The following is a 26,122-nucleotide window of genomic DNA, read 5'->3' as shown; positions in this document are numbered from 1 at the left end:
TGTGACACAGCTTGGCTCCCCAGGGTTGGGATTCAGGCGTTGAGTCTAAAAAGAAAAAACGAGATCCCGGTCGACGTCTATATCCCGTTCGTGGAAACCTTGTTTCGCGACGGCCTGACGCTTTCGATTGGATTCTTTGCCCAAACCCTGCTGGTCATGCTGGTCTACTGGAAGACCAGGGATCCGGCCTACATTGCGGTGGCCGTCGGACTGCTGATCGTCGCCTTCCTTCGCCTGCGCAACATCAGGAAATATCGCAACGCTCCATCACCCAGAAATTGGGCGGAGGCCCGCCGCCGCGAAAATGATTACATTCTCTACGGCTCCATGCATGGTTTCATGCTGGGCGCCTTCTGTTTCGCCGGCATCTATCTGGCGCATGACAACTATGCCGAAATAGCCGCCGTCTGTGTTACGCTGGCGTCCGCCACTTCGATCGCCGGTCGCAATTACGGCTCCCCGAGGATGGTCGTGATCTTCATCATGACGATGACGTGGCCGATCTCGCTGGGCTTCATCCTGCGTGGTGATGTCTACCATGTGATACTCGGCCTGATGTCGGCTCCCTTTCTGTTCGCGATCAAACGCTTCGCCGATCTGGTCAGGGAGGTGCTCTTCACCGCATTGTCCGAGGAAAAGAAGGCGAACCGCATCGCCCAGCGTTTCAACCGGGCGCTGAACACCATGTCGCACGGCCTCGTCATGCTCGGTCCCGACGGCCGGGTCGCGGTGGCCAATGCCGAAGCCGCGCATCTGATGTCGCTCAAGTCGGGCGACGCGCTGCTCGGGCGGTCGATCCACGGTCTGCTGATGCGTGGCGTTGCCGGCGGCATGCTGGCGCCCAAGGACTGCCGCTATATCGAAGCCCAGCTTACGCGTGCTTTGCGCGAGGGCCGCGACCGCAAGGTCCTCGTCTCGCTCGCCAATGGCCAGCACTATGAGTTTTCGGCGCGTGAGGGCAGCCAGGAACTGGGCGTCATAACTTTCGAGGATGTGACGGCCCGCGTCGAGGCGGAAGACAAGATCCGCTTCATGGCGCGTTACGACAGCCTCACCGGCCTGCCCAATCGGGCCTATTTCCACGAGCTGATCGGAGAGGCCATGGCCTCCGGCGATCTCGAGCGTCTTTGCGGGCTCGCCGTGCTCGACCTCGATGATTTCAAGAGCGTCAACGACACGCTTGGCCATCCGGTCGGCGACGGGTTGATCTACGCCGTCGCGGAGCGGCTGGCGGCGGTCGCTGGCCCAGGCATCACCGTCAGCCGTTTCGGCGGCGACGAGTTCATGATCTTCTTCGACCGCGTCGAGGACGAAAGCCATCTGATGAGCCAGCTCGACGAGATTTTCGTCGATCTGCAGGGCGAGGTCGACGTCGCCGGCCACGGATTGCGCATCCAGGCCAGTGGCGGCGCCGTGCTGTCGCGGGTCAAGGATACCGATGTCGATGCCATGATCGTCAAGGCGGATCTCGCGCTCTATAAGGCCAAGGAACTCGGCAAGAACACGTGGCGGCTGTTCGAGGCATCGATGGATGCCGCTTTCCGCAACCGCCAGCTGATGAAGGCGGATCTGCGCACCGCTGTAGAAAGCAAGGGCTTGCGGGTGGTCTATCAGCCGATCGTGTCGATGAGCACGATGCGCATCGCCAGTTGCGAGGCGCTTTGCCGGTGGGATCACCCCGACCTCGGGCCGATTTCGCCCGGCATCTTCATTCCGCTGGCTGAAGAAATGGGTATCATTTCCGAGATCAGCACCTTTGTCCTGCATGCGGCGTGCACTGAATGCGCCAAATGGCCCGTACAGACTAGTGTCTCGGTCAATCTCTCGGCCAAGGACTTCCGCAATCGCGACGTCGTCCAAAAGGTTAGCGATGCGCTCGCCAGTTCCGGTCTCGCCGCCAGCCGCCTGGAGATTGAGGTCACCGAGACGGCGCTGCTCGACGACAAGTCGCTGACGCGTCAGTATATCGAGGAATTGAAGCAGCTTGGCGTGCGCATCGCGCTCGACGATTTCGGCACCGGCTATTCGAGCTTGAGCTATCTTCACAAACTACCGCTCGACAAGATCAAGATCGATCGTTCGTTCTTGATGGACGTCACCCAAAGCAGCCGCTCGCTCGAACTGCTCAAGGGCATCGTCAATCTGTCTCGGCCGCTGGGGCTCTCGGTGACCGTCGAGGGCGTCGAGACCTTCGAACAACTCAAGATCCTGGCCTTGCAGGTCAAGCCGGACCTGGTTCAGGGGTTTCTGTTCGGCTCAGCGCTCAGCGCGTCCGGCATCGAGACCATGTCGAGCACAGTTTGGCCTTTCGCCAAGGACATCAAGACGGTCGGGAAGGCGGGGCGTCGTTGATTTGCGCGAAAATGTCGCGCATTTTAGTATAAATTTACCGATTATTAACCTTAACACCTGGTAAATAACCTCTATCTTATTTTCATCTTTACATCTCACGACCCTGCCGTAAGTGTCGATCGCGGCGGCAGTTTACGGGGATTGAGTTCATGGGTGTTGAGTTGATTTCGCCTCGTCAGGCGGCGAGTGCGGACGGGATTGACGCGTCCGATACGATGTCCAGCTTTGCCAGGAATGTCTCGGCAATGCTCGAACGGACGGAATATCGTCGCTGCGACAAGGGCGAAGACCTCGAAGATATTTACAGGTTGCGCTACAAATCTTATCGTCTGAGCGATATGGTCCCGGAGAATTCCGACCATATTGTGCATGACGAGCTCGACGAAGCGGCCAATTGCTCCAAGTTCGGAATCTATATCGACGGCGTTCTGGTCAGCACGCTGCGCATTCACCATGCCTGCAGCGCTACGCCGCAGTCGCCTTCCACGACAGTCTATGGCGACATATTGCGCCCCATGCTGGCATCTGGTGCGAATTTTGCCGACCCCAGCCGCTTTGCCGCCGATCCCGACTGGTCGCGGGTCTATCCGCAGATTCCTTATCTGACGCTACGCCTCGCTGGCATGGCATGCTTCTACTTCGACGCGCCCTACTGCCTCTCCACCATCCGCCCGGAACATGCAGGCTTCTACCGTCGCATTTACTGTTCCGAGCAGATTGGCGAGTTGCGCGATTATCCGGGCCTAAACTACAAGGTCGTGCTCTACCGCGCCAACGTCAGCGCCATCCGCGAACGGTCTTTCTCCCGTTTTCCGTTCTTCCGGTCGACGCCAATGGAGCAGCGTATGCTGTTCGAGACGCCCAGCGCCGGTGAACTCGCGCCGCTGACCATCCTGCCTACTGCCAAATACTACCGCGAAGCCGCTTGACGGATCGCGATTTTAAAGCGCTGCCGGAGCTTTCTGGTCGGTTCGGCGTTCCGGCAAGAGCGCAGGTGGCGTTTGAACGACATCGATCTGCTTCGCCTTGAAGGCAATCCCATCGAAAGGAACCGACATGACCATTTCAACGCTCGCGCTCACGCCGCTGATCTCGCTGATTGCCGGCGTGCTGATCCTGGTGATGCCGCGGCTCCTCAACTATATCGTCGCGCTCTATCTGATCGTCGTCGGTCTGCTTGGGCTGTTTCCGCAGCTCGCCGGCTGATGTGACAAGCCTCAGGCGACAAGGAAGCGCAAGGCGCCAGCCACGATCGCCTTCGCAACATCCTCCTGCATCCGGCAGCTTCAACTTTCCCTTGAGGCTGTTGTCGGCAGCGATGCGGCAATAGCGCCATTGCCCTCGGCCCGGCTTTTCGCTATGTGCCTGAAAGATGTCTTCGAAGGGGTATTCCTATGGCTGATCACACGCCGACCGGTCCTGTCGAGCTGGGCGCGAAGATGGACTATGCCGAGCACGACCGCACCTATGCCGGCTTTGTCATGCTCGCCAAATACGGATCGCTCTTTTGCGCCGCCGTGCTCTTGGCAATGGCTTTCGGCTTCTTCGCGGGCGGCTTCTTCTCGGCGTTCATCCTGTTCGTTCTGATCCTCGCCGTCGGCGCCTTCATTCTCCGATAGAATTCTCAGACCCTTTGCCCCGAGGCGTAGCCGGAAATCCGGCCGGCGTCTTGCGCAGACAGTTTCCAGCCGAAAGGATCATGCGGTGGGACAGACGGTTTTCATCCCTCGTGAGCTCGACGCGAACGAGCCGCGCGTTGCGGCCTCGCCCGACACGGTGAAACGGCTTGCGGGGCTGGGGTTCGACGTGATCGTCGAAAGCGGCGCCGGCACCGCGTCGCGCATTCCCGACGAGGAGTTCGCCAAAGCCGGTGCCGCGATCGGCAGGGTCGGCGATGTCGCCAAGGCCGATGTGGTGCTGAAGGTGCGCCGGCCTGATGAAGCGGAGCTGAAAGCCTATCGGCCGGGCACTGCCGTCATCGCCATCATGGACCCTTACGGCAACGACGCCGGCGTCGACGCTCTGGCCAGGGCCGGTGTCACCGCCTTCTCGATGGAGTTCATGCCGCGCATCACCCGCGCCCAATCCATGGACGTCCTGTCCAGCCAGGCGAACCTCGCCGGCTACCAGGCGGTGATCGACGCGGCTGCCGAATATGACCGGGCACTGCCGATGATGATGACGGCGGCCGGCACCGTGCCGGCGGCGAAAGTCTTCATCATGGGCGTCGGCGTCGCCGGCCTGCAGGCGATTGCAACGGCAAGGCGGCTCGGCGCAGTGGTCACCGCCACCGACGTGCGCCCCGCCGCCAAGGAACAGGTTGCTTCGCTCGGAGCAAAGTTCCTGGCGGTCGAGGACGAGGAGTTCAAGGCGGCCGAGACGGCGGGCGGCTATGCCAAGGAAATGTCCAGGGAATACCAGGCCAAGCAGGCGGCGCTGACCGCCGAGCACATTGCCAAGCAGGACATCGTCATCACTACGGCTCTGATCCCCGGCCGGTCGGCACCAAAACTGGTATCGGCGGCCATGGTCGCCTCGATGAAGCCGGGTTCGGTGATCGTCGACCTTGCGGTCGAGCGCGGCGGCAATGTCGAGGGCGCTGTGCCGGGTCAGGTGATGACCACGGCCAACGGCGTGAAGATCGTCGGCCATCTCAACGTGCCGGGCCGCGTCGCGGCATCCGCCTCGCTGCTCTATGCCAGGAACCTCTTTGCGTTCCTCGAGACGCTGGTCGACAAGACCACCAAGACGCTTGCCATCAACCGTGACGATGATCTGGTCAAGGCGACGATGCTGACCGATGGCGGTCACGTCGTGCATCCGGCCTTCGCCGGCAAGCCGGCGGTGATGATCGCCTCGGCTAAGCCTGCGAAGCCAGCCGCTGCAAAGAAGTCCGCTGTTGCAAAGAAACCTGCCGGCCCCAGGTCGCCCTCGTCTAAGTCGAAAGGGATCGCGTGATGGACCAGACCTTGCAGAAAGCCCTCGACCAGCTCGACCAGGCGACCGCCGCCGTCCGGCTCGCGGTGCAGGATCTTGCCACCGCTCCCGGCGGGACTGAGGCGGTCGGCGACGCCGCGCACGCGCTGTCGGGCGGGGCGATCGATCCCTTCGTCTTCCGCTTCGCCATTTTTGTCCTGGCGATCTTCGTCGGCTATTACGTCGTCTGGTCGGTCACGCCGGCGCTGCATACGCCGCTGATGGCCGTCACCAACGCCATTTCCTCGGTCATCGTCGTCGGCGCGCTGCTTGCCGTCGGCATCTCGGCGTCCGGCATCGCCACCGGCTTCGGCTTCGTCGCGTTGATGCTGGTCTCGGTAAACATCTTCGGCGGCTTCCTCGTCACCCAGCGCATGCTGGCCATGTACAAGAAGAAGGACAAGTAGAGCGACATGAACGCCAACTTCGCCTCCTTCCTCTATCTGGTCTCCGGCATCCTGTTCATCCTGGCATTGCGCGGCCTGTCGCATCCGACCACCAGCCGCCAGGGCAATATGTACGGCATGATCGGCATGGCCATCGCTATTGCCACCACGCTGGCGCTGGCGACCCCTTCGGCGGGAGGGTTCGCCCTCATCGTGCTCGGCCTGCTGATCGGCGGTTCCGTCGGTGCGGTCACCGCACGGCGCATCGCCATGACCTCGATGCCGCAGTTGGTCGCCGCCTTCCACTCGCTGGTCGGTCTTGCCGCCGTCATGGTGGCAGCCGCCGCCATCTATGCGCCGGAAAGCTTCGGCATCGGCACGGTCGCCGACATCCATGCCCAGGCACTGATCGAGATGAGCCTCGGTGTCGCCATCGGCGCCATCACCTTCACCGGCTCGGTCATCGCCTTCCTCAAGCTCGACGGCCGCATGTCGGGCAAGCCGATCATGATCGGCGGCCGCCATGTCATCAACGCCGCCCTCGGCATCGCGCTCATCGTGCTGATCGTGCTGCTGGTCACCAGCGAGTCCAAGCTGGTGTTCTGGCTGATTGTGGCGGCATCGCTTGTTCTTGGCGTCCTTCTCATCATCCCCATCGGCGGCGCCGACATGCCGGTGGTCGTTTCGATGCTGAATTCCTATTCGGGCTGGGCTGCGGCGGCACTCGGCTTCACGCTCGGCAATCTGGCGCTGATCATCACTGGCGCGCTGGTCGGTTCGTCCGGCGCGATCCTGTCCTACATCATGTGCAAGGGCATGAACCGGTCGTTCATCTCGGTCATCCTCGGCGGCTTCGGCGGCGAGACTTCGGCGGCTGCCGACGACGGCATCGAGCGCACGGTCAAGCAGGGTTCGGCCGACGATGCCGCCTATCTGATGATGAATGCGCAGAAGGTCATCATCGTGCCGGGTTACGGCATGGCGGTCGCCCAGGCGCAACATGCGCTGCGCGAAATGGCCGACAAGCTCAAGGCCGCCGGTGTCGACGTGAAGTACGCCATTCACCCGGTCGCCGGTCGCATGCCCGGCCACATGAACGTGCTGCTCGCCGAAGCCAACGTGCCCTATGACGAGGTGTTCGAGCTCGAGGACATCAACTCCGAATTCGCGCAGGCCGACGTCGCCTACGTCATCGGCGCCAATGACGTCACCAACCCGTCCGCCCGCGACGACAAGTCGTCGCCGATCTTCGGCATGCCGATCCTCGACGTCGACAAGGCGCGCACCTGCCTGTTCGTCAAGCGCTCGCTCGGCTCCGGCTATGCCGGCATCGACAACACGCTGTTCTACAAGGACGGCACCATGATGCTGCTCGGTGATGCCAAGAAGATGACCGAAGAGATCGTCAAGGCCATGGATCACTGATCCGGTTTCCCCCAATACATCGCCAGTCGCTCGAAACAAGCCCGGCTCCGCGCCGGGCTTTTTCTTGCCGCTGAGCATCCGCCTTGAGCATCTTTGCCCTTATGCAGGTTTCAGAGCTACGATAGGCAAATTCTGTTTCGAGGGACGGGATTTATCACCAACGGAGGCACTGGTGTCAGACCCTGTTGCGTCGCCGGCCAAGACAATATCGCCAGGTTCCGGGAAGGCGCCGCGCAAGCCAAGCCAAGCGGTGGTGATCGTGCACGGCATGGGTGAACAGCGGCCCATGGACACGCTGAGGGGATTTGTTCAGGCTGTTTGGAGCCGTGACCCCGCTCGCGCGCCGTTTTATGCCCATGTGGCCGATCCGGCCGACCCTGCCGGCAAGAAGATCAACCAGAGCTGGATCACGCCCGACACCCGGACGAATTCGCACGAGCTTCGCCGGATCACTACCCCTTACGATGTCGACGGCCGCCGCACCGATTTCTACGAGCTTTACTGGGCCGACATCACGCAAGGGACGACGCGGTGCCGGCTCGCGGCCTGGGTGACAAATCTGCTTTGGCGCAAGCCCGCCGATATTCCGCGCGATGCCCGTGGGCTGTATGTCGTCACGCTTCTGGCCGTCATAACAGTCCTGTGCGCAGCGCTCGTGGTGGCGACATCGGCCTCGCAAGCGTATATTTCCTGGACCACGGGGGTGCTCGTCACGATCCTGGCTTCGTTCGTCATCTGGTTGGTGGACCGGTTTGGCCTTCCTTATTTCGGCGATGTGGCTGCCTATGTGCGTGCCGAAGCGGCAACGGTCGAGAAGCGCGCCCTTGTCCGTGACCGTGGCCTGACGCTGCTGAAGCGTCTTATGATGGACGATACCTACGACCGCATCGTGCTGGTCTCGCACAGCCTGGGATCAATCATCGCCTATGATCTGCTTCAGATATTGTGGGCCGACTTCCGGCCTCGAAAGCTGGAAGCCGCGCGCGACAAGGCAAGGCTGAAAGCGATCCGCGCCGTCGACAAGGCTTCGCTCGGCTCCGATGGGTCTGCGTGGCCCGACAGGCTGGATGATTTTTCCGGATTCCGGCGCGCCCAATGGGAGCTCTATCGGCAGCTTCGCGCCAGGGACGCCGATCATCCGTTGCCATGGAAGATCAGCGATTTCGTCACGCTTGGCAGCCCGCTGACCCACAGCGAGTTTCTGGTGACCTACAATCTCGCCGAATTCAGGCGCGGCATCGCTGAGGGGCTGTTCTCGGCATGCCCGCCGATCACCGAGACGGTGGCCGGAGGAACCATCCTCTATCAGGAAGGGCGCAGCCGTTCGGACAAACCGCAGCGGGCGGTGCATCATGGTGCGGTGTTTGCCGCGACGCGATGGACCAACATCTTCGATCGGGGCAACGGCTGGCTGACGGGCGACCCGATCTCCGGGTCTATGGCGGAAAATTTCGGCCCCGGCATAGAGAACATCCAGGTCGATCTGCGCGGTTCGCTTGGCCGCATCTTCACGCACAGGCTCTACTGGTCGCTGAAGGCGGCCGGCGTCGAGGTCGCCGCCGCCGCCGGCACGCCGCCGCGCTCGCATCTTGCCGTGTTGCGCGACGCAGTCGATCTCGGCCGCAGACTGGAGCCAAGCTAGTCTAGCTAGGCGGTGCCGACGATTGTTGCTGGAAAATGGAGCCCGCTCCTCTCGGCGAACCGGCGCGCCGCAGTCCACCACGATTATGCTTTCAAAACCAACGATGCCGGGGTGCAGTCCCGGCATCGTTGAACCCCGCCAAGCACCGATCAACGGTTGGTCAGGAACACCGCTTCCTCGTCGTCGCGCTGCCTGCCGCCAAGTGCTGCCGCGGCGCTTGCGATGAAAGCGCCGACGACCAGCGACAGTGCGCCGAGAAGCGCGAAGGTGGCACCGGCTTTTCTGGCGGTGTCAGCAGCCTGCTGAGCCTGAACCTTCGCCTCCTCGACTCTGGCGATTACGGCATCGACGCGAACCCTTGCATCCGGTTCCGACAGCCCGCTGCGGGCAGCCACCAGCTGCGATAGATAGGTCTTGTCGTCGGCCGACACTTCGCCTGCTGCTGCGCTGGCGATCAGAATGCGCGAAGCCTGCGCCGTTGCCGCCGCATCGCTTTCGGGATTGGTGGTTGCAAGCCTGGCCGCATCGGCCGGGCGGAACAGCGCATCGACGAAGTACGACGTCGCGTTGTCGGTCGATCCGCCTCCGGCGTTTGCGGTAGCCCCTGCCGAAGCGCCCATTGCCGCCCCCGATACGACCGTCGAAGCGGCCTGAACACCGCTTCCGACAGCCGCGGAAAGCGCCGAGCCGAGCACGCCGGCGACGAGCAACGTCGCCAGCGCCCAGGCGAGGAAGCCGTGGGCGGTATCGCGGAAAAAGACTTCATCGGTGTGGACGCCGACCCATTTGGTGCGCAGGCGCCCGGCAAGATAACCGCCGACAGCTGACGACAGCCACTGCACGACAATCAGCCACGCGGCGGTGGAGGCCGCGAAAGTTGTGACCGAGGTGCCCAAGCCGGACCACGGCGAAACCATGGTCAGCCCGAGCCCGGAGCCGAGCAGCATAAGGATCAGGGTCAACGTTGAGGCAGCAAAGGCGCCGGCCACGATCGGCCCCCAGCTGACTGCGGTGGAAGAGGATTCCGTCGGTGCGGAAACATCGACAGCCGTTAGGGTGGACTGCATGTCAGCCCCCTACCGTGCGAAAAGCATGATGAGAATAATGATCGGAATCGGGACTCCGAGAAGCCAGAGCAAAATGCCACGTCCCATGAGTGCCTCCTGCGGCGATTGTGATCGACTACAATGCCCTTGGAAGCCATTCCGTTCCGGCCGGTCGTCGGTGACTTTTGTTGCGATGCAGCAGGCGGCATTGGTAGGCCTGGGCCTACCAATGCTCAAACATCCGAAATGAGTGCTCCTATGGACTCAGATATCCAGATTGGCCACCGACAGCGCGTTGTCCTGGATGAATTCGCGCCTGGGCTCGACCTCGTCACCCATCAGCCGCGAGAACAGGCTGTCCGCATCGGTGGCATCGGTGACCTTGACCTGTAAGAGCGAGCGCACATTCGGATCGAGTGTGGTCTCCCAGAGCTGCTCGGCATTCATCTCGCCAAGGCCCTTGTAGCGCTGCATGGTCAGGCCCTTGCGGCCGGTGGCAAACACGGCGGTGAGCAGAGCCAGCGGTCCCGAGATGGTTTCGGACACATCCTTGCGACGCAGCACCGGCGGCTCACCATAGACCTCCGCGAGGCGCGGCGCATAGCGGTCGAGCTGCCGGGCGTCGGCCGAATTGATCAGCGCAAGGTCGAGATGCGCGAATTCCTTGACGCTACGCACCGTGCGCTCGAACACATAGCCGCCGATTCCCTCGTTGGAGGTCGACATGCGGCCGGTCCAGCCGCGTTCGGTGTCCTCGGCGATGATGTCGAGGCGCCGGGCGACACGCTCGGCCATGGCGTTGGCCTGGCCGAGATCGGTGAAAACGTCCGGATTGAGGGCGCCTGCGATCGCCGCCTGCTCGACCACCCCGCGGTTGTAGCGCGTATGCAGCCCGTTGATGAGCTGGCGCACCGCCAGCGCATCGTCGATGGCGCCGCGCAGGTCCTGTCCGGCCCGCACCTCGCCGGTGCTCAGCGCAAGCGACGCCTCCTCCAGCCCCGAGCCGATCAGGAACTCCTCGAAGGCGCTTTCGTCCTTAAGGTATTGCGAGCTCTTGCCACGCGTCACCTTGTAGAGCGGCGGCTGGGCGATATAGAGATGGCCGCGCTCGATCAGCTCCGGCATCTGCCGGAAGAAGAAGGTGAGCAGCAAAGTGCGGATGTGGGCGCCGTCGACGTCGGCGTCCGTCATCAGGATGATCTTGTGGTAGCGCAGCTTGTCCGCGTTGAACTCGTCCTTGCCGATCGACGTGCCGAGCGCGGTGATCAGCGTGCCGATCATGTCGGAGCCGAGCATGCGGTCGAAGCGAGCCCGCTCGACATTGAGGATCTTGCCGCGCAGGGGAAGGATGGCCTGGTTCTGACGCGAACGGCCGCCCTTGGCCGAGCCGCCGGCGCTGTCGCCCTCGACGATGAAGATCTCGGACTTGGCCGGATCGCGTTCCTGGCAGTCTGCCAGCTTGCCGGGCAGCGAGGTGACGCCGAGCGAGCTCTTGCGTGTGATGTCGCGCGCCTTGCGCGCGGCCTCGCGCGCCGCTGCCGCCTGGATGACCTTGTCGATGACCACCTTGCCCTCGGCGGGATGCTCCTCGAGCCAGGTGCCGAGCGCCTCGTTGACGAGCCCTTCCACCACTGGACGAACTTCGGACGAGACCAGCTTGTCCTTGGTCTGCGAAGAGAATTTCGGGTCGGGAACCTTGACCGACAGCACCGCCGTCAGCCCTTCGCGGCAATCGTCGCCGATCAGCGCAACCTTCTCCTTCTTGGTGAGGCCCGAGGAGTCGCCATAGCCGGTTACCTGGCGCGTCAGAGCGCCGCGGAAACCGGCAAGATGCGTGCCGCCGTCGCGCTGCGGAATGTTGTTGGTGAAGGCCAGCACGTTCTCGTGGTAGCTGTCGTTCCACCACATGGCGACTTCGACGGTGATGCCGTCGCGCTCGGCCTTGATGGCAATCGGCTTGTCGATCAGGGGTTTCTTGACGCGGTCGAGATATTTGACGAATTCCTCGAGCCCGCCATCATAGTGCAGCTCATGGCGCACGACGTCGGCATGGCGGGCATCGGTCAAAAGAATGCGCACGCCGGAATTCAGGAAGGCAAGTTCGCGCAGCCGGTGCTCCAGCGTGCCGAAGTCGAACTCGACCATGGTGAACGTCTCGGTCGATGGGAAAAAGGTGATCTCGCTGCCGCTGCGCCCCTCATAGGTGCCGGCAACCTTGTGCTGTTCATAACTGCCGGTGACTTTCAGCGGCGCGTCGGCGTTGCCATGCGTGAAGCTCATCTCGAAGATCTGGCCGTTGCGGCGGATTTTCAGCTTCAGCCAGGCCGACAGCGCGTTGACCACCGAGACGCCGACGCCGTGCAGGCCACCTGACACCTTGTATGAGTTCTGGTCGAACTTGCCGCCGGCATGCAGCTGCGTCATGATCACTTCGGCCGCCGAAATGCCTTCGCCGGTGTGGATATCGGTCGGAATGCCGCGGCCATTGTCGATGACCGTCACCGAACCGTCGGGATTGAGGGTCACCGTGACAAGGTCGGCATGGCCGGCCAGCGCCTCGTCGATGGCGTTGTCGACCACCTCGTAGACCATGTGATGCAGGCCCGAACCGTCGTCGGTATCGCCGATATACATACCCGGCCGCTTGCGGACGGCGTCCAACCCCTTCAAAACCTTGATGGAATCGGCGCCGTATTCGGCCTCAGCGCCGTTGGCGTTGTCGATCTGATCGCTCATGAAAACCTGTCTGATTGATGCCGCATATTCAGCGCGAAAAACCGGCTCCGAATCGCGCGTCCTTGATGCCCTAGATATAGGCGCAAAAGGCGGTTTTTCCAAGGTTTGCAGCCATTTCCGCATGGAAGAGGAACACGGCTGGCCGGCCAGACCATCGGGCCAAAAAAATGGAACCGGTATTGGCACCATCCGACGCTCAAACAAAAGCCGAAGCGGCGGCAACAAGGGCAAGGTCGGGGAGGGTGTCGCCTTCGCCGTTCGGTTCCCACATGGACGCCTGCCTTGCCAGTCACTACATTGAGATTTCCAGCGGAGCATGCCATGGACAGTCAGCCCGCCCCCTTCGTCCCGCCGGCGCCGAAGCCGCGTACATCACCGCCTTCGACGTTGGAGATGATCCGTATCGTCTATCGCAACCCACTCGAACTGTGGGGCGAGCCGACCTACAATGAACCCTGGCTATCGGTGAACGGCATCGGCGGGCCGCTGGTCATCGCCAATGATCCCGGCCTCATCCGCCACGTGCTGGTCGACAACGCCAGGAACTACAAGATGGCGACGGTGCGCCAGAAGATACTGCGCCCGATCCTGCGTGACGGCCTTCTGACCGCCGAGGGCGAGGTGTGGAGGCGTTCGCGCAAGGCGATGGCGCCGGTGTTCACGCCGCGCCACATCTTCGGCTTTGCCGAGCCGATGCTGAGGCGCACGCAAGAATTCGTCAAGCGCTATGAGAATGGCGGCACGTCGGATATCGCCCACGACATGACGCTGCTCACCTACGACATCCTGGCAGAGACGTTGTTTACCGGTGAAATATCAGGCGAACCGGGCAGCTTTGCCAAGGAGATCGACCACCTGTTCGAGACCATGGGCCGGGTCGATCCGCTCGACCTGTTGCGGGCGCCCGACTGGCTGCCACGCCTGACCCGCATCCGCGGCCGCAAGACCATGGCCTATTTCCGCAAGATCGTCACCGACACCGTCAAGATGCGCGAAGAGCGGGTCAAGCGCGATCCGGACAAGGTGCCACAGGATTTTCTTACGCTTCTGCTCAAGGCGGAGGGACCGGATGGGCTGACGCGGGCCGAGGTCGAGGACAACATCATCACCTTCATCGGGGCCGGCCATGAAACCACGGCGCGTGCGCTCGGCTGGACGCTCTATTGCCTGGCCGAAGCGCCTTGGGAGCGCGAAAAAATGGAGCGCGAGATCGACGCCGTGCTGGCGCGAGAGCCAGACCCGACAAAATGGCTCGACGCCATGCCGTTCACCCGCGCCGCCTTCGACGAGGCCCTCAGGCTTTACCCGCCGGCGCCTTCGATCAACCGCGAGCCGATCGAGCCCGAAACCTGGAACGGCCTGTACATACCGAGGCGCGCCGCGGTGCTGGTCATGCCGTGGGTCGTCCACCGCCATCGCAAGCTGTGGGACAGGCCCGACGCCTTCATGCCGGAACGCTTCCAGCCGGGGAATCGCGAAAAGATCGACCGCTTCCAGTATTTGCCGTTCGGCGCCGGGCCTCGCGTCTGCATCGGCGCCAGCTTTGCCATGCAGGAGGCGATCATCGCGCTGGCCGTCATGCTGTCGCGTTTCCGCTTCGATACCACCGCCGAGACCAGGCCATGGCCGGTGCAGAAACTGACGACGCAACCGCAGGGCGGCCTGCCGATGCAGGTCACGCGGCGCCTTTAGCAAGCGCCTGACTGGCTGGTATCAGGCCGCCGTCTTGCGCTGGAACTGGCCCGCGGGGCGGTAGCTCCAGAGATAGCTCGGCAGGATGCTGCCGATCGACCTCGGCTGGATGCCGAGGCCGGCGAGCGTCCTGTCGTCCCTGGTGGCCGCGTCCGACACGATATTGTGCGCGCGCAACTGCAGGACCTGGTCCTTGGTCAGCAACGGATTGGGCAAAAGGCCGAGGATCGATGCCTGCATGTTGGCCAGCCACCACGGAACCGGCAGCAGAAGCCGCTTGCGGTTGATGACGGCCAGCATTTCTTCCATGCATTCCTTGAAAGTGAGCACCTTCGGCCCGCCGAGTTCGTAGATCTCGCCGCCCTTAACCTTGCCCTCGACCGAGCGTGCCACCGCCTCGGCGACATCGCCGACATAGACCGGCTGGAATTTGGTCTGCCCGCCGCCGATCAGCGGCAGCACCGGCGAAAGGCGCGCCATGCCGGCGAAGCGGTTGAAGAAACTGTCCTCCGGTCCGAAAATGATCGATGGCCGGAAGATGACGGCATCCTCGATCGTCTCGAAAACCGCCTTTTCGCCGAGCGCCTTGGTGCGCGCGTAGTCCGATTGCGCGTTCAGATCGGCGCCCAGCGCCGAGATATGGGTGAAGCCAGCGCCGACGGCACGCGCCGCTTCGGCGATGGCGCGCGCACCGAACTCATGAACAGACGTGAATTTCTGGCGGCCACCCTCATGCAGGATGGCCACCAGGTTGACGACATGGTCGGCGCCCTGCACGGCGCGGTCGACCGACCAGCGCACCCGAACGTTGCCCTGCACCGACTGGATCTGGCCGACATTGCCGAGCGGCTGCAGATGACCGGCGAGATCGGGTCGGCGGCAGGCGACCCTGATGCGGTAGCCGCGCCTGGCCAGCGCCCGCACGACGTGGCGGCCGACAAAGCCGGAGCCGCCGAACACGACGACGAGCTTTGGGGTCTGCAGGATTTCGGTCATGGCTGGCTCCGGGCGCGCTTTCCAGATGGGCTTGGCTGAGCCGTTTCATAGTCCGTTTCGCGCCAAACGCAAAGGGCGACGATAAGTCGCCGGAGCCCCTGTTCCGACCGCGTCAGAACGCCCTGCCGATGCGTGCGTCGACCGAATGGTGGTTGCCACCGCGAACGACGAAGAAGAACAGGATCGCCGCCCACAGCAGCGATTTTTCGGCGCCGGAAAAACCCTGGCCCATGGTGACCCAATGGAACCAGACGGTGACCAGAAGCACGAACATCCCGGCGAAGGCGGCTGGGCGGGTCAAGAGGCCGATGGCGATGAAAATGCCGCCGAAGAATTCGGTGCAGGCCAAAAGCAGCGACCAGAAGGCGCCGGGATAGAAGCCGAGGCCCTCGACCATCTCGGCGGCGCCGAAAGGATCGGTGATCTTGCCCGAGCCGTGGATGGCGAGCAAGATGCCGGCCACGGCACGCAGGATGGTTTCCACGGCGGTGTTCAGCACCGAATAGAGGCCGCCAAGGGCTGGGACGAAAAGGCTTCTGCTGGAAGAATTGCCGGTACTTGCGGACATTGGGGCTCCTGTATTGCTGCTCCGAGCAAACACCCGACCTTGTCGGTTGAAGTCAAATGAACAAAAGTTGACTGGAAAAGGCATATTCTATCCGCTGTGGGCGAGACGCAGAAAACCCCGCCAAAGCGGGGTTTTCCGGGCGACGCCCTGGTCGATCAGGGTCCTGCGAGGCGACCTGACCTGAGACGGTATCAGGACGGCGTCAAATGCCCGCCCCAGCCCTGGATACATTCGACCGGATGTCACCGGCCGGGCAAACCCCACCCCGGCAGACATTGGTCGCACCATCGCGCAAAAAGGTTCAGCAAGCACTTCGCCGATGTGGGGTCTTGCGAGGTGTTGGCGGGACGAGGCAGGGCAGAAGGGGGCGCGAAGGTTCGCCTGAGGTAGGCGGAGAGCCCGAACGCGACCGATCATTCACGCCGAATAGCGCTCGGCGAATTCGGAAATGCGCTGCACCACGGCTTTGGGCGCGGTAATGCCGCGCGCCGCTGCCTTCTCCGCCGCTTCGGCCCGGGCGCGGCCGGGCACATGGACGCCGAAACGGCGGCGCAACCGTTCGAGCTGGTCCTTCATGCGTTTCTCGAAATCCGGATCGAGCAGCTTGGGCTCGACGGCCAGCACGAAGAGGCCGGTTCCCGGACTGTCCGGCCCGCCGCTGAACCACGGCGCGTCGAGCGACCAATTGGCGCCCGACAGGCCCGCTGCCAGCACTTCGACCATCAGCGCGATGTTGGCGCCGCGCTGGCCGCCGAAGGCAAGCATGGCGCCTTTCATGGCCGCCGCCGGGTCGGTGGTAGGATTGCCGCTTGCATCCAGCGCCCAGCCCTCCGGGATCTTCTTGCCGTCCTCGGCCGCCTTGCGGATGTTGACGAAAGCGGTAGCGCTCGACGACTGGTCGATCACCAGCGGCGCTCCATCGGCGGCGGGCGCGGCGAAGGACATCGGGTTGGTGCAGTAGACCGGCTTGACCGAGCCCGAGCCGGCAAGCACGGCCGGCCCGTTGGTCGCGGCGAAGGATACCAGCCCAAGTGCTGCCAGCCGCCCGGTAAAATAGCCGAGCGCCCCGCATGTATAGGCGTTCTTCTGCGAAAAGATGGCGACGCCGAACAGGCGCGCGGCCTTGGCGAGATCGTCGATCGTGCGGTCGAAGCCGGTATGCGCCAGACCGCCGCGCGCGTCGGAGAGATAGACCGCCAATGCCGGCCTGGTGATGACCGGCTCGGCCTTGCCGTCGATGCGGCCGGCCTCCAGCGCTTCGAGATAGTCGATGAAATGCGACAGCCCGACCGTGGATAGTCCTTCCGCCTCGGCAGCGACGATGGAGGCTGCGAGCGACTGCGCCGTTTCTTCATTGGCGCCGGCGCCGAGCGCCGCCATCCGGCACAGCCCTGTCGCCTGATCGAGACTGAGTTGCATTTTCGTTAGTCCTGACTTCGTGAAACTGTCCCGATATCAGCCGAGCCGGTTCGGAATCCGCGCCTCGAGCCGGCGGAAGCCGAAGACCAGGATACCGGTGATGGCCATATAGACCAACGCCAGAAGCAGCAAGGGTTCGTAGGTGACGAACAGGTCCTGGCGCACCCGCGAGGCTACGGCATAGACATCAACCATGGTTATGGTCGCCACCAGCGGTGTTGCCTTCAGTTGGAGAACGGTTTCGCCGGCCAGCGTCGGCAGCGCCCGCTGGATCGCCTGCGGCAGCCATATTCGCCTGAACATTTTCCAACGGCTCATGCCGAAAGCGCGGGCCGCCTCGAGTTGACCGCGCGGTACGCCGGCGAAGGCACCACGCATCACTTCGCCTTCGTAGCCGGCATACGAAATCGTCAGCGAAAGAACGGCATAGGGCCATGCCTGCCTGAGAATGGGCCAGAGGAACGACTCTCGTATCCACGGAAATTGCGGAAACAGCGAACCGAGTCCGAAATAGAGCAGCCAGAGCTGGAGCAGCAGCGGCGTGCCGCGAATAACCGTGCAGAACGCCTTGGCCGGAACGTTCAAGATAGGCGGCCCGATCACCTGCGCCAGGCCAAGGGGGATAGCGAGCGAGATGCCCAGAACCGACGTTATCACCAGCAGCCATATGGTCCGCCATATGCCTTGCAAAGCCAGCGGCAGATAGGTGGGCAGCCAATCCCAGCGCATCAGGAAAATCGACGCCACGACGATAGCGAGCGCGATCAGGATCAGCGCTATCCGATGTGGCCGCATCCAGAGCGAGGCCCGGGCGGCGGCGTGAATGACCGGGTTTTCGGTAGCCGCCATCAGTGCGCCCCCGCGATCGAAGGCATGCCGCGGCGCGCCCAGCGCTCAATGCGCCCGATGACCACGTTGGAGACGAGGGTCAGGACAAGATAGAGCGCGCCCGCCGCCATGAAGAAGGTGAAATAGGCCTTCGTGGCGCCAGCCGCCGTCCGTGTGGTTTGCGTCAGCTCATTGACGCCTACGATTGCGAGAAGTGCGGTGTCCTTGGTGGCGATCAGCCACAGGTTCGCCAGCCCCGGGATGGCGAAGGGCAGCATCGCCGGTAGCGTGATACGCCTGAGAAGCAGGCCGGGGGGCATTCCATAGGCCCGCGCGGCTTCGATCTGGCCCTGCGGAATGCCGAGAATCGCGCCGCGCAAGACTTCGGTGGAGTAGGCGCCCTGCACGACGCCGAGTACGCCTATGCCGGCGACAACGCCGTTGATATCGATTGCGGCATGGCCGAGCGCGGTGAGCAACTGATTGATGAGGTCGGTACCAGCGAAATATAGCAGCAGGATCAGCACCAGTTCGGGCACGGCGCGGACCACGGTGGTATAGACTTCCAGCAGGTCACGGACCACCGGCCCGCCATAGAGCTTGCCATAAGCGCCGCCGACGCCGATCACGAGACCCACTCCAAAGGAACCGAAAGCAATTCCGACGGAGTTTGCCAGCCCATGCAAAAGGCTGAGACCTCTGCCGTTCGGCGGTTCGAAGGACAGCAATTCCAGCGAACTGGCCCCGAAGACCGTGACGAGAATGTCGCTCAGCTTATGTCCCCTCGACTTCCGGGTTGAGGCGCCGATCGTGTATCAAGCCGGACATGCCACGCGGCGATGGCCGCAAGGCATGCCTTGCTCGATGCCGCTGCCCTCAGTTGGACTGCGACTCGTCGCCAAAGATGTCGAAGTCGAAATACTTCTTGGTGATTTCGGCATATTTGCCATTGGCCCTGATGGCCTTGATGGCGGCATTGATCTTGTCCTTGAGCTCGGTATCGCCTTGGCGTACGCCGGCGCCGACGCCAGGCCCCAGGACTTCAAGGTCCGGCTCCACATAACCTTTGAGGTCGCAGCACGCCTTGCCTTGATCCGACTTCAAGAATGCGTCGAGCGCGATAGAGTCGGCCTGCGTGGCATCGATCCGGCCGGCGGCGAGGTCCTGATTTGCCTCGTCCTGCGTCTGGTATTCCTTGATCTCGGCGGCGCCGGTGAAGTGCTTCTTGGCGTAGGCAGCGTGCACCGTTGAGGCTTGAACGCCCATCGTCTTGTCTTTCACACCCTCCGGCGTCGCATCGAATTTCTGATCCTTGGCCCCGATCACCGCGGTCGGCGTGTTGTAGTATTTATCGGAGAAGTCGATTTCCTTCTTGCGTTCGTCGGTAATGGACATCGAATTCATGATCGCGTCGATCTTCTTGGTCTTGAGCGCGGGGATGAGCCCGTCCCACGGGATCGGCGTCAATACGCAATCCAGCTTGGCTTCGCTGCAGATGGCGTTGGCGATGTCGACTTCCCAGCCACCCCAGTTGCCGGACGAATCCTGCGAGTAAAACGGCGGATAGGCTTCAGGCGAAAAACCGACCTTGATCTGCTCGGCGCTTGCCGAAAATGCGCCCGACAACGCGATCAGCGTAGCCGCGAGGGCCGTTTTGAGAAGAGGTTTCATTTTCAGGTCTCCCAGTTTTTTTGTTTGACGTTCCCGTCTGTTTTTCTCGCAAGTCATCCTACATTGCGCAGAAACTGCTTCAGCCTTTCGGATTTGGGTGCGCCGAAGATCTGTTCCGGCGGCCCCTCTTCCTCGACCAGCCCGTTATAGAGGTAGACGACATGTGACGCGACCTCGCGGGCGAATTTCATCTCGTGGGTGACCAGCACCATGGTGCGGCCTTCCCGCGCCAGATCGCCGATCACCTTCAGCACCTCGCCGACCAGTTCCGGGTCGAGCGCCGAGGTCGGTTCGTCGAACAGCATGACGCGCGGGTTGATGGCCAGCGCCCTTGCAATCGCGGCGCGTTGCTGCTGGCCGCCCGACAGATAGGCCGGATAGACGTCGCGCTTTTCGGACAGTCCGACGCGGGCGAGCAGTTTTTCAGCCTCGGCAATCGCCGTCTCGCGCTTGACGCCCAAGACATGCACCGGAACCTCGATGACGTTCTCGATCAGCGTCATGTGGCTCCACAGATTGAAGTTCTGGAACACCATGCCGAGCTTGGAGCGGATGCGCTCTATCTGCTTGCGGTCGGCGGGAACGGTGTGGCCGTGGCTGTCGGCCTTCATCCGGATCTCCTCGCCATTGACGCGGACGATGCCGCTGGTCGGGTTCTCCAGGCAATTGATGCAGCGCAGCAGCGTCGACTTGCCGGAGCCGCTGCCGCCGATGATGGCGATGACCTCGCCGTCGCGCGCCGACAGCGAAACGCCCTTCAGCACATGCAGTTCGCCGAATCTCTTGTGCAGGTTCTCGACATGGATGGCTTCGGCGGCGCCGTTCTGCACCGTATGTTTCAGGACGGGTGCGGTGCTTGACACCGTCATCCTCACAGGACTCCACGGAGCGGTCGAGCCCGTCGTTGCTGGAATTTTTTACTCATTACCCATCACTGGACAGCGTTCCGATTCTCAAGATGGACCGTTCCGCTTGCCTCCGTCAACCATGGTTTTTGGACCATTGATCGCGGCTTGCCGAGTGGTTATTGGCAAGAGGAGATGTTTCAGGAGAGTTTGTTGGGCAAAGCATACGGGTCGCAGTCCATGGCCGGGCCGCTGCAGCGCGTGCTGATGCGCTCCGCCGCCAGCGCCATGCGCCGCGCCGACGCGTCGGAATGGCACTATGGTCCAGGCTTCGATGCGCAAAAGGCCGCTGCCCAGCATGAGGTTCTGACGACGCTGGTTTCGGCGTCCGGCGCCGAGATCGAATGGCTGATCGACGTCGATGACGGGCTTGCCGACTCCGTCTTCACCCACGATCCTTCGCTGATGACCGACCACGGCGCCATCATCCTTGCCATGGGCAAGGCGTTGCGCCGTGCCGAGCCCGGCCTGCACGAGATGGCCTATAGGCGCATGGGCGTGCCCATCCTCGGTCGCATCGAGCATCCCGGCCAGGTCGAGGGCGGCGATTGCGTGTGGGTGGATGCAAGGACGCTGGCCGTCGGTCGCGGCGTGCGCACCAACCAGGACGGCATCCAGCAGCTCGCGAACCTGCTCACGCCCAAGGGCGTCCAGGTCTATGGTTACGACCTGCCGCTCTGGCATGGCGAGGAAGCCTGCCTGCATCTGATGTCGGTGATCAGTCCGCTCGCCGATGATCTGGCGTTGGTTTATGCACCGCTTTTGCCGGCTTCATTCTACCAGATGCTGCGGGCGCGAGGCATTCGCCTGGTCGAGGGCGACGCCGAGGAGTTCTTCGTCTCAAACGGCCTCAGCCTGAACGTTCTGCCGACTGCGCCGCGCGACGTGATCGCCGTCGCCGGCTTCCCGAAGACGGCTGCGGCCATGGCGGCTGTCGGCTGCAAGGTTTCCACCTTCGAGGCGGACGCGCTATGCATCGCCTGCGAGTGCGGCCCGACTTGCCTCACACGTCCGGTGCTCAGACAATGACGACAGTCGGCGAAGCGCTCATCACTTTGCTCGAAGCCCATGATGTCGATACGGTCTTCGGCATTCCGGGTGTGCATACTGTCGAACTCTATCGTGGACTGGCGCGTTCGAAGATCCGCCACGTCACGCCGCGCCATGAGCAGGGCGCCGGCTTCATGGCCGACGGTTATGCGCGTGCCAGCGGCAGGCCCGGCGTCGCTTTCGTCATCACCGGACCGGGACTGACCAACACCATCACCGCGATGGGCCAGGCCCGTGCCGATTCGGTTCCGATGCTGGTGATCTCAGGCGTCAACGCCACACCGACACTCGGCAAGGGCCTCGGCCATCTGCACGAACTGCCCGACCAGCGCGGCATGATGGAGAAGGTCGCGCTGTTCTCCCACCGTGTCACCGACTCCGACGAGCTGCCAGGCGTGCTCGCCCGTGCCTTTGCGTTGTTTTCGTCGTCGCGTCCGGGTCCGGTCCATATCGAGATCCCGACCGACATCATGGTCAAGCCTGCGGGCGCCATCGCGGCGTTGCTGACGAATATCGCGCCGCCCGAGCCGGATGCGGCGGCGATAGCGGAGGCGGCAAGACTTTGCACGGCTGCCCGCCGACCGCTTATCCTTGCCGGCGGCGGCGCCAAGGGAGCCGAAGTGCCGTTGCAGCACCTGGCCGAAAGACTGGGAGCGCCGGTTGTCCAGACGACCAATGCCCGCGGCCTGCTGCATCGTCATCCACTTGGCGTGCCGGCGAGTCCCAGTCTGAAGGCGGTGCGCACGCTTATAACCGACGCCGACCTGGTCATCGCCGCCGGCACCGAGTTCGGCCCAACAGACTATGACGGATATGGCGACGATGGCTTTGTCTTGCCGACCAATCTCATCCGCATCGACATCGGCGCCGACCAGCTTGCCCGCCGGCCGGCCAGGATTACGATCCATGCCGATTGCTCCGTAGCACTCGAGGCGCTGCTTTCGGAGATCGGTACGGGCCAGGCCCTATCGGACGACGGTCCGGCTCGCGCTGCCGCGACAAGGCAGGCGGCCCTTGCCGAGATCGGCCCGGCCCTCCAGGCGCAGACGCGCGCCGTCGAGGCGATCCGCGATGCATTGCCGGGCTCGATCATCGTCGGCGATTCGACGCAGCCGGTCTACGCCGCCAACCTCTGCTACGATCATGATCGCCCGGGCGGATGGTTCAACGCCGCCACCGGCTTCGGCGCGCTGGGTTTTGGTCCGCCGGCGGCGATCGGCGCGGCCCTTGCTGTGCCTGATGCGCCGGTCGTTTGTCTCACCGGCGACGGTGGTTTCCAGTTCACGCTGCCGGAGTTGGGCGCAGCCCTCGATGCGGCGGTGCCGGTGATCTTCGTCATCTGGAACAATCGCGGTTATCGCGAAATCGAGACCTCGATGCTCAATGTCGGCGTCGAGCCGGTCGGCGTCTCACCCGCCCCGCCGGATTTCTGCAAGCTGGCCGAGGCTTATGGCATTGCCGCCGAGCGGCTCGCCGACATCGGTGAGTTAGCCGGTGCACTCAAGCGCGCGCGGGCGACCGGACTGCCGCGCGTCATCGAAATCACTGTCGATTGAATTTTGGCAGCGCCACGTGCTTCCTGCCTCGGGTTGGCAAGGATACTGGCTGGCCGACGGCCTGGAGCGATGCAAAGACGCGACCCTGTCATGTCGAGATTTCGGTTGAGTGATCGGGCGAAAGGCGCGACCTTCGGCGGCGGCGCGGCATATGAGTGACTGGAGCGGTCGAAGATGACGGACACACTGGACGGCAGGCATATTGTGGTGACCGGCGGCACCGGAGCGCTCGGTGGCGCGGTTGTCGGCAAACTGCTGGGTAAGGGCGCGATCTGCCATGTGCCCAATGCCCATGCCGCCGCGCCTGCGCTTTTTCCCTTCCCGGCGGATGAGCGCGTCAGGCTGGCGCACAATGTCGACCTCGCCGATTCCGCCAAGGTCGAGGCATTCTACGCCAGCGTTCCGGATTTGTGGGCGTCCATCCAACTGGCCGGTGGCTTCACCGCCGCGCCGGTGGAGAAGATCGAGTCAGCTTCTTTTGCCGAAATGATGGACACCAATGCCCGTACCACCTTCCTGTGCTGCCGTGCGGCGATACGCTCGATGCTGGCATCGGGCACGGCTGGTCGCATCGTCAATGTCACGGCGCGCGCCGGGCTCGACCTGCGGCGCGGTTCCGGCATGGTCGCCTATGCCGCCAGCAAGGCGGCGGTCGCGGCAATGACGGTGGCGATGGCGGAGGAACTCAAGGGCAACGGCATCCTGGTCAATGCGGTCGCGCCCTCGACCCTCGATACGCCGGCCAACCGGGCTGGCATGCCGGCCGCCGATTTCGGCAAATGGGTCAGCCTCGAAGCGGCCGCGGAGGCCATTGCCTATCTCGCGTCGCCGGCCAATCTGGCGATGAGCGGCACACTGGTGCCGCTCTACGGCAGGGCCTGAGCAGAAGCTGTCGATGCGGGGCAGGTGGCGTCCGATGCATCGGCATTGCGATAACTGTAGAGACGCAGCGGCGAAGAGGCATCCGTAGGACACTCCCTGAGCCATGACGGCGGGTGGCCTTCCATCAGCGTTGCGGCGAATGGATAGGCGGTTTCGAGGTTTTGCGAAGGCGAGCTTCTCCACGCGCAAAGCGCAACATGCGTTGCCTTGGACGCATCGAGAAACATGCGCGGGTCGACGGTCGAGGGATCAAGAAAGCGATAGCTCCGTCCGAGACCCAGGGCTGACGGATGGTTGGGGACTGTCACCACCCTGGGGCCTTCGGCAAGGGCGAGAAAGTGCGCTCCGATCAGCGGTGGCGTAAGGACGATGGCGCCTGCCGGCCAACCCCATTGCAGCTCAAAATGGCTGAGATCGCAACTGTCGGCAAACTCGGCGGCGGGAATGGCTGCCTGGGATGTCCGCGCCGATAGCTGGTACAGCGCCATCGCCACGGACAAAACTAGGCCGGGAACGATCAGCCTGTATCTCCGCGAGCCGACCGGCACGTGTGGCGTCAAATAGGCGGCCAATCTCGTGCCTGGCGGCAGGAAACTTGCCAGAACGAAGCTCAGACCGACGCTGGAAAAAACGGGAAGATAGCGAAAGTAGCGGAAATAGCCGATCGCCAGGCCCAGCGCGAGCACCGAAAACAAAGCCATGATGACCAGGGGCCGGCTTCGACACTGCGGATTGAGGCAAACGACGGCCGGGGCAAGCGCGCCTACAAACATCAGCATCATGCCCGGAAAGCTCGCCGACAGAACGAAATCGGGGCGCCGAAACAGGCTCAGTTCCTGAGGGATACTGTCGAGGATGTTGTCGCGAACATAGAAATCAAGCGTTGCATAAGGGCCGGCCACGCATTGCGGAAACAGCATCAGCAGCGTCGCAACGCTTGCCGTCGCAAAGGCCAGAAGAATTGTCGCCCGCATCGCCCACTTGCTGCGCCTCCCCGCCAGCGTTGGTGTGATGACGAACGACAATCCAGCCGCTACCAGCGCCAGCACATGAGGTGCAGAATAGGTGTCGCATTTGGCCGTGGCGTAGGCTGAAGGCGGCACGATGACAGCGAACAGGGCGGCGGCGCCGATCGCCAGCGCCAGGCCGAATGCGAATATTCTCCTCGCACCATCTTGTCGGGAAAAGACAAAATCGAAGGCATAGATTGCCATGACGAGTGCGTAGAATGGCGCGAACTCCACACTGATCGCGAGTGCCATGGCCGCCATCACGCCGTTGGCGAAGGCAGCGAGGCGCTTTTGCGACAAGGTCAGCACCAGTGTGATCAGAAGCAGCAGAACTTGCAGATTGTGATAGTCGATCCGTCCGGGCGCGAACTCGAAGAATGCACGCATGGCGAAGATCGAAGCCAAGGGCAATGCGAGAACCGGACTGGTAAATCCCACAGCGATCACCAATCGGCTGTAGCAGTGGAGCGCAGGCGCAAGCAGCAGCAGCGGGACGACAAAGCTTGCCGTCATCACCGACGGCTCAAAGCCGATGAATGGTTTGATGATGCTGGCGAAGGCCGCATATGGCAGGTCCACGATCCACGGCCAATGCGTAACGTAGGGCTCAGGCTGGAGAATGCCGGGCAAGGTTCGATCGAAAATGCGCCCCGTTTCAAGAAAAGTGCGGATCTCATGCAGCTTGACGAGATCGTCAGCATCGCCATTGAGCTGTAGGCCTAACGACCAGAGGAGAACCAGCAACGCCGCTATGCCCAGAAAGCAGAAAAACGCCGGCGACGTTGCATAGACGCCTCGCAGGGATGAACGTTGCGAAGCGAGCCGGTCGCCGCCAGAGTTCATGCGAAATCTCTCCCCGTGCGGTCGAGACATACGCAAAGAAGATTGTTTTAGCGTAAAAACCCCGCCGGCCGGGCCTGAGTTGTCGCTGTCGCGCCACGGATTGGCTCAACCAGCCGATTTCTTGAACCCCTCGTAAGCG

22 protein-coding genes are annotated in these 26,122 nt (G+C 62.8%); 12 read left to right on the top strand and 10 right to left on the bottom strand.

The window, feature by feature from the left end; all coding sequences use genetic code 11:
* Positions 1-39 precede the first annotated feature (39 nt).
* The 8 genes from AC0NID_RS03710 (at position 40) to AC0NID_RS03675 (ending at position 8,781) form a co-directional block, all read left to right on the top strand.
* A complete protein-coding gene (locus tag AC0NID_RS03710) occupies positions 40-2,352 on the top strand; it encodes a putative bifunctional diguanylate cyclase/phosphodiesterase (protein ID WP_473450919.1) in 2,313 nt (770 codons plus the stop codon).
* A 149-nt stretch (positions 2,353-2,501) separates the two neighbouring features.
* On the top strand, positions 2,502-3,281 hold the full coding sequence (locus tag AC0NID_RS03705; RefSeq protein WP_473450917.1) for an N-acyl amino acid synthase FeeM domain-containing protein: 780 nt from the start codon (positions 2,502-2,504) through the stop codon (positions 3,279-3,281).
* A 127-nt stretch (positions 3,282-3,408) separates the two neighbouring features.
* Positions 3,409-3,558 carry a DUF3096 domain-containing protein gene (locus tag AC0NID_RS03700; RefSeq protein ID WP_065006071.1) on the top strand — a complete coding sequence of 50 codons (150 nt, stop codon included), beginning with the start codon at positions 3,409-3,411 and terminating at the stop codon, positions 3,556-3,558.
* A 188-nt stretch (positions 3,559-3,746) separates the two neighbouring features.
* The gene (locus tag AC0NID_RS03695) at positions 3,747-3,971 is read left to right on the top strand and encodes an aa3-type cytochrome c oxidase subunit IV (protein WP_473450912.1); all 225 of its coding nucleotides are present in this window, start codon (positions 3,747-3,749) and stop codon (positions 3,969-3,971) included.
* Positions 3,972-4,056: 85 nt separating this feature from the next.
* A complete protein-coding gene (locus tag AC0NID_RS03690; protein WP_473450910.1) occupies positions 4,057-5,310 on the top strand; it encodes a Re/Si-specific NAD(P)(+) transhydrogenase subunit alpha in 1,254 nt (417 codons plus the stop codon).
* Entirely contained in the window at positions 5,310-5,735 is a 426-nt protein-coding gene (locus AC0NID_RS03685) for an NAD(P) transhydrogenase subunit alpha part 2 (RefSeq protein ID WP_473450908.1), read from the top strand. Before AC0NID_RS03690 ends, AC0NID_RS03685 begins: the two co-directional genes overlap by 1 nt.
* A 6-nt stretch (positions 5,736-5,741) precedes the next feature.
* A complete protein-coding gene (locus AC0NID_RS03680; protein WP_473450906.1) occupies positions 5,742-7,139 on the top strand; it encodes an NAD(P)(+) transhydrogenase (Re/Si-specific) subunit beta in 1,398 nt (465 codons plus the stop codon).
* A 172-nt stretch (positions 7,140-7,311) separates the two neighbouring features.
* Positions 7,312-8,781 (top strand): hypothetical protein, encoded by a 1,470-nt coding sequence (locus AC0NID_RS03675; protein ID WP_473450904.1) that lies wholly within the window; start codon positions 7,312-7,314, stop codon positions 8,779-8,781.
* A 149-nt stretch (positions 8,782-8,930) separates the two neighbouring features.
* Here the strand turns inward: AC0NID_RS03675 and AC0NID_RS03670 are convergent, their stop codons facing one another.
* Positions 8,931-9,848, bottom strand: a complete 918-nt coding sequence (locus tag AC0NID_RS03670; protein ID WP_473450902.1) for a hypothetical protein — start codon at positions 9,846-9,848, stop codon at positions 8,931-8,933.
* 243 nt (positions 9,849-10,091) lie between these two features.
* Positions 10,092-12,563, bottom strand: coding sequence for a DNA topoisomerase (ATP-hydrolyzing) subunit B (gene gyrB, locus AC0NID_RS03665; RefSeq protein WP_473450901.1), 2,472 nt, complete (start codon positions 12,561-12,563; stop codon positions 10,092-10,094).
* Positions 12,564-12,884: 321 nt separating this feature from the next.
* On the opposite strand from gyrB, the gene AC0NID_RS03660 reads away from it, so the two are divergent.
* Positions 12,885-14,255, top strand: coding sequence for a cytochrome P450 (locus tag AC0NID_RS03660; protein ID WP_473450899.1), 1,371 nt, complete (start codon positions 12,885-12,887; stop codon positions 14,253-14,255).
* A 21-nt stretch (positions 14,256-14,276) separates the two neighbouring features.
* Here AC0NID_RS03660 and AC0NID_RS03655 read toward each other — a convergent pair whose 3' ends face one another.
* The 7 genes from AC0NID_RS03655 to AC0NID_RS03625 form a co-directional block, all read right to left on the bottom strand.
* On the bottom strand, positions 14,277-15,251 hold the full coding sequence (locus AC0NID_RS03655; RefSeq protein WP_473450897.1) for a complex I NDUFA9 subunit family protein: 975 nt from the start codon (positions 15,249-15,251) through the stop codon (positions 14,277-14,279).
* A 112-nt stretch (positions 15,252-15,363) separates the two neighbouring features.
* Positions 15,364-15,819, bottom strand: coding sequence for a DoxX family protein (locus AC0NID_RS03650; protein WP_473450895.1), 456 nt, complete (start codon positions 15,817-15,819; stop codon positions 15,364-15,366).
* Positions 15,820-16,236: 417 nt separating this feature from the next.
* Positions 16,237-17,238, bottom strand: a complete 1,002-nt coding sequence (locus tag AC0NID_RS03645) for an Ldh family oxidoreductase (RefSeq protein WP_473450893.1) — start codon at positions 17,236-17,238, stop codon at positions 16,237-16,239.
* A gap of 36 nt (positions 17,239-17,274) precedes the next feature.
* Positions 17,275-18,087 (bottom strand): ABC transporter permease, encoded by an 813-nt coding sequence (locus AC0NID_RS03640; RefSeq protein ID WP_473450891.1) that lies wholly within the window; start codon positions 18,085-18,087, stop codon positions 17,275-17,277.
* Positions 18,087-18,752, bottom strand: coding sequence for an ABC transporter permease (locus AC0NID_RS03635; RefSeq protein ID WP_208760171.1), 666 nt, complete (start codon positions 18,750-18,752; stop codon positions 18,087-18,089). Before AC0NID_RS03635 ends, AC0NID_RS03640 begins: the two co-directional genes overlap by 1 nt.
* 190 nt (positions 18,753-18,942) lie before the next feature.
* The gene (locus AC0NID_RS03630; protein WP_473450889.1) at positions 18,943-19,737 is read right to left on the bottom strand and encodes a transporter substrate-binding domain-containing protein; all 795 of its coding nucleotides are present in this window, start codon (positions 19,735-19,737) and stop codon (positions 18,943-18,945) included.
* A 53-nt stretch (positions 19,738-19,790) separates the two neighbouring features.
* Positions 19,791-20,606, bottom strand: a complete 816-nt coding sequence (locus tag AC0NID_RS03625; RefSeq protein WP_473450887.1) for an ABC transporter ATP-binding protein — start codon at positions 20,604-20,606, stop codon at positions 19,791-19,793.
* A 216-nt stretch (positions 20,607-20,822) separates the two neighbouring features.
* On the opposite strand from AC0NID_RS03625, the gene AC0NID_RS03620 reads away from it, so the two are divergent.
* From AC0NID_RS03620 to AC0NID_RS03610, 3 genes are all read left to right on the top strand, one after another.
* The gene (locus AC0NID_RS03620) at positions 20,823-21,671 is read left to right on the top strand and encodes a dimethylarginine dimethylaminohydrolase family protein (RefSeq protein ID WP_473451494.1); all 849 of its coding nucleotides are present in this window, start codon (positions 20,823-20,825) and stop codon (positions 21,669-21,671) included.
* Positions 21,668-23,248, top strand: coding sequence for a 5-guanidino-2-oxopentanoate decarboxylase (locus tag AC0NID_RS03615; RefSeq protein ID WP_473450886.1), 1,581 nt, complete (start codon positions 21,668-21,670; stop codon positions 23,246-23,248). The genes AC0NID_RS03620 and AC0NID_RS03615 overlap by 4 nt, the downstream gene beginning before the upstream one ends.
* A 174-nt stretch (positions 23,249-23,422) precedes the next feature.
* Complete coding sequence (locus AC0NID_RS03610; protein WP_473450884.1) at positions 23,423-24,130, top strand: SDR family NAD(P)-dependent oxidoreductase; 708 nt, start codon at positions 23,423-23,425, stop codon at positions 24,128-24,130.
* On the opposite strand, the gene AC0NID_RS03605 is transcribed toward AC0NID_RS03610, so the two are convergent.
* The gene (locus AC0NID_RS03605; RefSeq protein WP_473450882.1) at positions 24,115-25,983 is read right to left on the bottom strand and encodes a hypothetical protein; all 1,869 of its coding nucleotides are present in this window, start codon (positions 25,981-25,983) and stop codon (positions 24,115-24,117) included. The genes AC0NID_RS03610 and AC0NID_RS03605 overlap by 16 nt on opposite strands.
* Positions 25,984-26,122: the final 139 nt, after the last annotated feature.

It is taken from the genome of Mesorhizobium sp. WSM4821 (assembly GCF_055901555.1).
Note: the sequence above shows the minus strand (reverse complement) of the source record. Positions and strands in the feature narration are given on the sequence as shown.

Bases quoted from the DNA above. Each gene is read 5' to 3' on its own strand.
- AC0NID_RS03615 (WP_473450886.1), top strand. From the start codon at position 21,668: ATGACGACAGTCGGCGAAGCGCTCATCACTTTGCTCGAAGCCCATGAT.
- AC0NID_RS03640 (WP_473450891.1), bottom strand. From the start codon at position 18,087: ATGGCGGCTACCGAAAACCCGGTCATTCACGCCGCCGCCCGGGCCTCG.
- AC0NID_RS03700 (WP_065006071.1), top strand. From the start codon at position 3,409: ATGACCATTTCAACGCTCGCGCTCACGCCGCTGATCTCGCTGATTGCC.
- AC0NID_RS03670 (WP_473450902.1), bottom strand. From the start codon at position 9,848: ATGCAGTCCACCCTAACGGCTGTCGATGTTTCCGCACCGACGGAATCC.
- AC0NID_RS03680 (WP_473450906.1), top strand. From the start codon at position 5,742: ATGAACGCCAACTTCGCCTCCTTCCTCTATCTGGTCTCCGGCATCCTG.
- AC0NID_RS03655 (WP_473450897.1), bottom strand. From the start codon at position 15,251: ATGACCGAAATCCTGCAGACCCCAAAGCTCGTCGTCGTGTTCGGCGGC.
- AC0NID_RS03705 (WP_473450917.1), top strand. From the start codon at position 2,502: ATGGGTGTTGAGTTGATTTCGCCTCGTCAGGCGGCGAGTGCGGACGGG.
- AC0NID_RS03630 (WP_473450889.1), bottom strand. From the start codon at position 19,737: ATGAAACCTCTTCTCAAAACGGCCCTCGCGGCTACGCTGATCGCGTTG.
- AC0NID_RS03685 (WP_473450908.1), top strand. From the start codon at position 5,310: ATGGACCAGACCTTGCAGAAAGCCCTCGACCAGCTCGACCAGGCGACC.
- AC0NID_RS03610 (WP_473450884.1), top strand. From the start codon at position 23,423: ATGACGGACACACTGGACGGCAGGCATATTGTGGTGACCGGCGGCACC.
- AC0NID_RS03695 (WP_473450912.1), top strand. From the start codon at position 3,747: ATGGCTGATCACACGCCGACCGGTCCTGTCGAGCTGGGCGCGAAGATG.
- AC0NID_RS03650 (WP_473450895.1), bottom strand. From the start codon at position 15,819: ATGTCCGCAAGTACCGGCAATTCTTCCAGCAGAAGCCTTTTCGTCCCA.
- AC0NID_RS03625 (WP_473450887.1), bottom strand. From the start codon at position 20,606: ATGACGGTGTCAAGCACCGCACCCGTCCTGAAACATACGGTGCAGAAC.
- AC0NID_RS03620 (WP_473451494.1), top strand. From the start codon at position 20,823: ATGGCCGGGCCGCTGCAGCGCGTGCTGATGCGCTCCGCCGCCAGCGCC.
- AC0NID_RS03605 (WP_473450882.1), bottom strand. From the start codon at position 25,983: ATGAACTCTGGCGGCGACCGGCTCGCTTCGCAACGTTCATCCCTGCGA.
- AC0NID_RS03660 (WP_473450899.1), top strand. From the start codon at position 12,885: ATGGACAGTCAGCCCGCCCCCTTCGTCCCGCCGGCGCCGAAGCCGCGT.
- AC0NID_RS03645 (WP_473450893.1), bottom strand. From the start codon at position 17,238: ATGCAACTCAGTCTCGATCAGGCGACAGGGCTGTGCCGGATGGCGGCG.
- gyrB (WP_473450901.1), bottom strand. From the start codon at position 12,563: ATGAGCGATCAGATCGACAACGCCAACGGCGCTGAGGCCGAATACGGC.